Genomic DNA, 5,508 nt, shown 5'->3' with positions numbered 1-5,508 from the left:
GTTGCAATCGGCAGCCCGCATCTGTCGCTGGCCGAGTTCGACATGCTGGAACGGCTGATCGCCGGGCGGCGGCTCGGCGTGCCGATCTATGCCTGCACCGGCCGCTATGCGCTGTCCGGCCTCGAACAGGGTGGCCGGCGCAAGGCGCTCGAGGCAAGCGGGGTGGTGATCGTCGCCGACACTTGCGTGGTGGTGACGCCAATCATGCCGGTGCTCAGCAACGGCGTGCTGATGACGAATTCGGGCAAGTTCGCGCATTACGCGCCAGGCAACACCGGCTACTCCGTACTCTACGCCTCCCTGGCCGACTGCGTCGAAAGCGCCGTGCTTGGTAAGCCACGATTTACGGACATCGCGGCATGAGCGCCGCTCCGGAAATCCTGGTGCCGGGGCGAATCGGGCAAGGCGAGGCGCTGGTGCTGACGGCGCCGATCAGCTTCTGGGGCGGCGTCGACCCGAAGACCGGCCGCATCGCCGACGTGCGCCATCCGCAGCATGGCGAGATCATCTCCGGACGGGTGCTGTTCCTGCCGGGCACGATCGGCTCATCCTCGGCCTCGGCCGTGCTGATGGAGCTTGTCCACAACGGCCGGGCGCCAGCCGCGCTGGTGCTGCACGAGCCGGACGCGATCCTCCTGCTCGGACTCATCGTCGCCAGGGAAATGGGCTGGGAGACGCCGATCGCGGTCCAGCTTGCTCGAAACGTGTTCGAGGCCTATCGCGGCAGCACTGTGAACGTCGCCGGCGATGGCGCCCTCACCATCGCTGGCTGACGGCCTCAGGTCCTGAGCGGCAGCACGCGGTCCGGCGGACGGTGGCCGTCGAAGAAGGCGCGGATGTTGATGATCACCTTCTCGCCCATGTCGATGCGGCCTTCGAGCGTCGCCGAACCCATATGCGGCAGAAGCACGACCTTGCCCTTGGCGGCGAGCTTCAGCAGCTTGCTGTTCAGCGCCGGCTCGTGCTCGTAGACGTCGAGACCGGCGCCGGCGATCTTGCCGTCATGGATCAGCTTGATCAGCGATTCCTCGTCGATGATGTCGCCGCGCGCGGTGTTGACGATGTAGGCCGAGGGCTGCATCAGCGCCAGGCGCCGCGCCGAAAGCAGATGGAAGGTCGCCGGTGTCGAGGGGCAGTTGACCGAGATGATGTCCATACGGGCCAGCATCTGGTCGAGGCTTTCCCAATAGGTCGCTTCCAACTCTTCCTCGACCGCCGGCAGCACGCGGTGGCGGTTGTGGTAGTGGATCGACAGGCCGAAGGCCTTGGCGCGCCGGGCGACAGCGGTGCCGATGCGGCCCATGCCGACGATGCCGAGACGTTTTCCCCAGATGCGGCGGCCAAGCATCCAGGTCGGTGACCAGCCGGCCCATTTCTTGTCGCTGGTCAGCACGTTGGCGCCTTCCGCCAGCCGCCGCGGCACAGCCAGCATCAGCGCCATGGTCATGTCGGCGGTATCCTCGGTCAGCACGTTCGGCGTGTTGGTGACGGTGATGCCCTTCTTTGCCGCCGCCGCCACGTCTATCTTGTCGACGCCATTGCCGAAATTGGCGATCAGCTTGAGATTGTCGCCGGCCTGGTCGATGAGTGCGGCGTCGATGTTGTCGGTGATCGTCGGCACCAGCACATCGGCTTCCTTGACCGCGGCGACAAGCTCCGGCTGCGTCATCGGCCGATCCTCGACATTCAGCCGCGCGTCGAACAGCTCGCGCATGCGGGTTTCGACGGGATCGGGCAGCTTGCGCGTGATGACGACGAGGGGCCTTTTCTTGCCTGCCATTGTTTCCTCGAACCCGATCTCGTTGAGACCTCTTTAACCAAGACAGGCGAAACTTGAAGCCGGTCGCGGTGCCAGCCACTCCTGTAACAAGCGGTGCCGCCGAAGACAAAGAAAAAGGGGCGCCGGTGCCAAAGGGCAGGCGCCGAAAGGAATGAAAGTGTCTGGTTTCGCGTCGCTTCGCCTGGCTCTCAGCGCGGCCGTTCTTGGCGCTCTTCTTTTTTCCCCGCAACAGGTGGCGGCGCAGAGCGCGGCCGGCCCGGCGCAGACGGTCACGCTGGGCCCCAGCGGCCTTCCCTTGCCGCGTTTCGTCAGCCTGAAATCGGGCCGCGTCAATTCACGCGTCGGCCCCGGCGCCAACTATTCGGTCGATTGGATGTATATGAAGGCGGGCCTGCCTATGGAAATCATCCAGGAATTCGACACCTGGCGCCGCGTGCGGGATGCCGACGGCTCGGAAGGCTGGATCAACCAGTCGCTGCTTTCGGGCCGCCGCACCGCGATCGTCGCGCCTTGGCAGCGCAGCAAGGGCGGCCGAATCAACCTGCTTGACGATCCTGATAAGGATGCAGGCGTCGTCGCCATCCTCGAGCCGGGCGTCATGGGCTCAATCAAGAAGTGCGACGGTCAATGGTGCGAGATGACCTTCGAAGGCCACACCGGCTGGCTGCAGCAGTCAGTCGTCTGGGGCGCCTATCCGGGCGAACGGGTCAAGAACTAATCCGGCCTGACAGGCGCAGGGACCTCGCGGCGGCCGATGCGGCCAAGATGGGTGTCCTGGAAACCGCTGGGCAGCTTGAGGCCGTAGCCGAGCGCGCGGTCGATGGCGATGTGGGAGATCCAGATCAGCGCGACTGCCGTCGCCATGGAACTGCCGAGGACATATCCGGCCAGCGCCAGGACAAGCGGGACGATCAGCATGTGCAGGGCGTTGTAGGCGTTGGCACCTACGCGCGGTCCGGCGAGGTAGCCCAGCATCGACAGGTCCGGCGCCAGGATGAGCAGCGCGAACAGCCACCATGACGTGCCCGTCATCGCATAGAGGACGACGGCCGCCGCCGCAGCGACACACCATTCGAGCCTGATTGCGAGATCGACAGGCCGCATCGGAAGCGGATCAGTCGCGCCGCTTCGGGCGCAGCCTCACCACGATATCGACATTGGCAATTTCCATGCCCTGCGGCGGCTCCGGCAGGTTGGAGACAGTCACCGGGCCGCTGGCGATATCGAATATCCTGTTTTCGCCTTCGATATAGAAATGGTGGTGGTCGGAAGTATTGGTGTCGAAATAGGTCTTCGACCCCTCGACGGCGAGGATGCGCAGCAGGCCCGCCTGGGTGAACTGGTGCAGGGCGTTGTAGACGGTGGCGAGCGAAACCGGCACGCCGGCTGCGATCGCCTCCTCATGCAGTTCCTCGGCCGACAGATGGCGGTCGCCCTTGGCAAACAGCAGATCGGCCAGCGCAACGCGCTGGCGTGTAGGCCTCAGGCCGGCCTCGCGAACCCGCTTGTCCACAGCGACATTATCCTTCCGGCAGCCCTGATCCATCTATCCCGTCGAAGCTCGCGCTTTCGGCCCAAAAACATGCCCAGAGTGGCGAAAAAACGTCATCGGCCGAAACTGGACACGTTTCGACATATATTCTGTCGGCCGAATGCGATCAATAGAGCAAGACGCTTGTGCTCCCGCGCGCATTGACCCGGGCAGACGGGCAGGTTAAGCGCAAACGCCGGTTTCCGGCCTTGGAAAGATTGTGTTAGGAAGCCAACGACAAGGGCGCCCACCGCCCGGGACGATCACGGGGACGAAATTGATGGCGGGTTCGAAGTCCAGCTACGAATATGAAGAACTGCTTGCCTGCGCCCGCGGCGAGCTGTTCGGACCGGGCAACGCGCAGCTGCCGTATCCGCCGATGCTGATGTTCGACCGCATCACCGAGATCAGCGAGACCGGCGGCGCCTTCGACAAGGGGTTCATCCGCGCCGAATTCGACATCAAGCCGGACCTGTGGTTCTTCGCCTGCCATTTCATCGGCAATCCGATCATGCCTGGCTGCCTCGGCCTCGACGCCATGTGGCAGCTGACCGGCTTTTATCTCGGCTGGCTCGGCGAGCCGGGCAAGGGCATGGCCCTGTCGACCGGCGAGGTGAAGTTCAAGGGCATGGTGACGCCGTCGGTCAAGAAGGTGGAATACGGGATCGACTTCAAGCGCGTGATGCGCGGGCGCCTGGTGCTCGGCATCGCCGATGGCTGGCTGAAGGCGGACGGCGAACCCATATACGCGGCGACGGATTTGAAAGTGGGTCTGTCCAAGCAATCGGCGGCGGTTTGACCGGCGCCACCACCCCGCCATGCGCCCTTTGAATGTGGGACCGCATAGCGCTTTTATTTTGCGTATGATCCTCTGCGAATTCCGATTGCGGTTTTCGAAATCATGCGCCGGAAGGAGTTGCGAATGAGACGGGTCGTAGTGACGGGCCTCGGCATCGTGTCGTCGATCGGCAACAATGCCAATGAAGTGCAGGCCTCGCTGCATGATGCCAAATCGGGCATCAGCTTTTCCAATTCCTTCGCTGAACACGGTTTCCGCTGCCAGGTCTGGGGCGCCCCAACACTCGACCCGTCGGCAATGATCGACCGACGCGCGATGCGCTTCCTGTCGCAGGGCGCGGCCTGGAACCACGTGGCCATGGACCAGGCGATTGCCGACGCCGGGCTTGGCGAGAGTGACATCACCAACGAGCGCACCGGCATCGTCATGGGTTCGGGCGGCCCCTCCACCCGGACCATCGTCGAGGCGGCCGAAACTACGCTGAAGAACGGCAGCCCCAAGCGCATCGGCCCGTTCGCTGTGCCGAAAGCGATGTCGTCGACCGCATCGGCGACGCTTGCCACCTGGTTCAAGATCCACGGCGTCAACTACTCGATCTCGTCCGCCTGCTCGACTTCGGCGCATTGCATCGGCAATGGCTACGAACTGATCCAGTGGGGCAAGCAGGACATGGTCTTTGCCGGCGGCCACGAGGACCTCGACTGGACGATGTCGGACCTGTTCGACGCCATGGGCGCGATGTCGTCGAAGTACAACGACAAGGCATCGACCGCTTCCCGCGCCTATGACGTCAACCGCGACGGCTTCGTCATCGCCGGTGGCGCGGGCGTGCTGGTGCTGGAGGAACTCGAGCACGCCAAGGCGCGCGGCGCCAAGATCTATGCCGAGATCGTCGGCTATGGCGCGACCTCGGACGGCTACGACATGGTGGCGCCCTCGGGCGAAGGCGCGGTGCGCTGCATGCGCCAGGCGCTCTCCACGGTGTCTACGCCGGTCGACTACATCAACACGCACGGCACCTCGACGCCGGTCGGCGATTCCAAGGAAATGGGCGCCATCCGCGAGGTGTTCGGCGACAAGATGCCGTTCATCACCTCGACCAAGTCGCTGACCGGCCATTCGCTGGGCGCCGCCGGCGTGCAGGAATCCATCTACTCCATCCTGATGATGCAGGGCGGCTTCATCGGCGAGAGCGCCCATATCGAAGAGCTCGATCCGGAATTCGAAGGCATGCCGATCGTGCGCAAGCGCATCGACAACGCCAGGATCGACACTGTTTTGTCCAATTCCTTCGGTTTCGGTGGCACTAACGCAACGCTGATTTTCCAGCGCTATTCCGCATAAGGATCGCCAGTCATGGACGGACTGATGAAGGGCAAGCGCGGGCTTGTCATGGGT

General features: G+C 63.9%; 8 protein-coding genes. 5 read left to right on the top strand and 3 right to left on the bottom strand.

The window, feature by feature from the left end:
- Together EOA33_RS22380 and EOA33_RS22375 are read left to right on the top strand one after the other, a co-directional pair.
- On the top strand, positions 1 to 363 hold a 363-nt coding region (locus tag EOA33_RS22380; RefSeq protein ID WP_127406618.1), incomplete at its 5' end, for an aconitase X.
- Positions 360 to 773 (top strand): DUF126 domain-containing protein, encoded by a 414-nt coding sequence (locus tag EOA33_RS22375; RefSeq protein WP_127406617.1) that lies wholly within the window; start codon positions 360 to 362, stop codon positions 771 to 773. The genes EOA33_RS22380 and EOA33_RS22375, both read left to right, overlap by 4 nt.
- A gap of 5 nt (positions 774 to 778) precedes the next feature.
- Here EOA33_RS22375 and EOA33_RS22370 read toward each other — a convergent pair whose 3' ends face one another.
- The gene (locus EOA33_RS22370; RefSeq protein WP_126056652.1) at positions 779 to 1,780 is read right to left on the bottom strand and encodes a D-glycerate dehydrogenase; all 1,002 of its coding nucleotides are present in this window, start codon (positions 1,778 to 1,780) and stop codon (positions 779 to 781) included.
- A 157-nt stretch (positions 1,781 to 1,937) separates the two neighbouring features.
- On the opposite strand from EOA33_RS22370, the gene EOA33_RS22365 reads away from it, so the two are divergent.
- Entirely contained in the window at positions 1,938 to 2,498 is a 561-nt protein-coding gene (locus tag EOA33_RS22365; protein WP_126056653.1) for an SH3 domain-containing protein, read from the top strand.
- Here EOA33_RS22365 and EOA33_RS22360 read toward each other — a convergent pair.
- A complete protein-coding gene (locus tag EOA33_RS22360; RefSeq protein WP_127406616.1) occupies positions 2,495 to 2,884 on the bottom strand; it encodes a DUF4260 domain-containing protein in 390 nt (129 codons plus the stop codon). The two genes, EOA33_RS22365 and EOA33_RS22360, sit on opposite strands and share 4 nt — an antisense overlap.
- A 10-nt stretch (positions 2,885 to 2,894) precedes the next feature.
- Positions 2,895 to 3,326, bottom strand: coding sequence for an iron response transcriptional regulator IrrA (gene irrA / locus EOA33_RS22355; protein ID WP_126056655.1), 432 nt, complete (start codon positions 3,324 to 3,326; stop codon positions 2,895 to 2,897).
- Between the two features lie 265 nt (positions 3,327 to 3,591).
- Here irrA and fabA point away from each other — a divergent pair, with 265 nt between their 5' ends.
- A complete protein-coding gene (gene fabA, locus EOA33_RS22350; RefSeq protein WP_126056656.1) occupies positions 3,592 to 4,110 on the top strand; it encodes a 3-hydroxyacyl-[acyl-carrier-protein] dehydratase FabA in 519 nt (172 codons plus the stop codon).
- A 123-nt stretch (positions 4,111 to 4,233) separates the two neighbouring features.
- Positions 4,234 to 5,454, top strand: a complete 1,221-nt coding sequence (fabB, locus tag EOA33_RS22345; protein WP_126056657.1) for a beta-ketoacyl-ACP synthase I — start codon at positions 4,234 to 4,236, stop codon at positions 5,452 to 5,454.
- Positions 5,455 to 5,508: the final 54 nt, after the last annotated feature.

The sequence above is a fragment of the Mesorhizobium sp. M4A.F.Ca.ET.050.02.1.1 genome, from assembly GCF_003997725.1.
In the GTDB taxonomy this organism is placed as follows: domain Bacteria; phylum Pseudomonadota; class Alphaproteobacteria; order Rhizobiales; family Rhizobiaceae; genus Mesorhizobium.
Note: the sequence above shows the minus strand (reverse complement) of the source record. Positions and strands in the feature narration are given on the sequence as shown.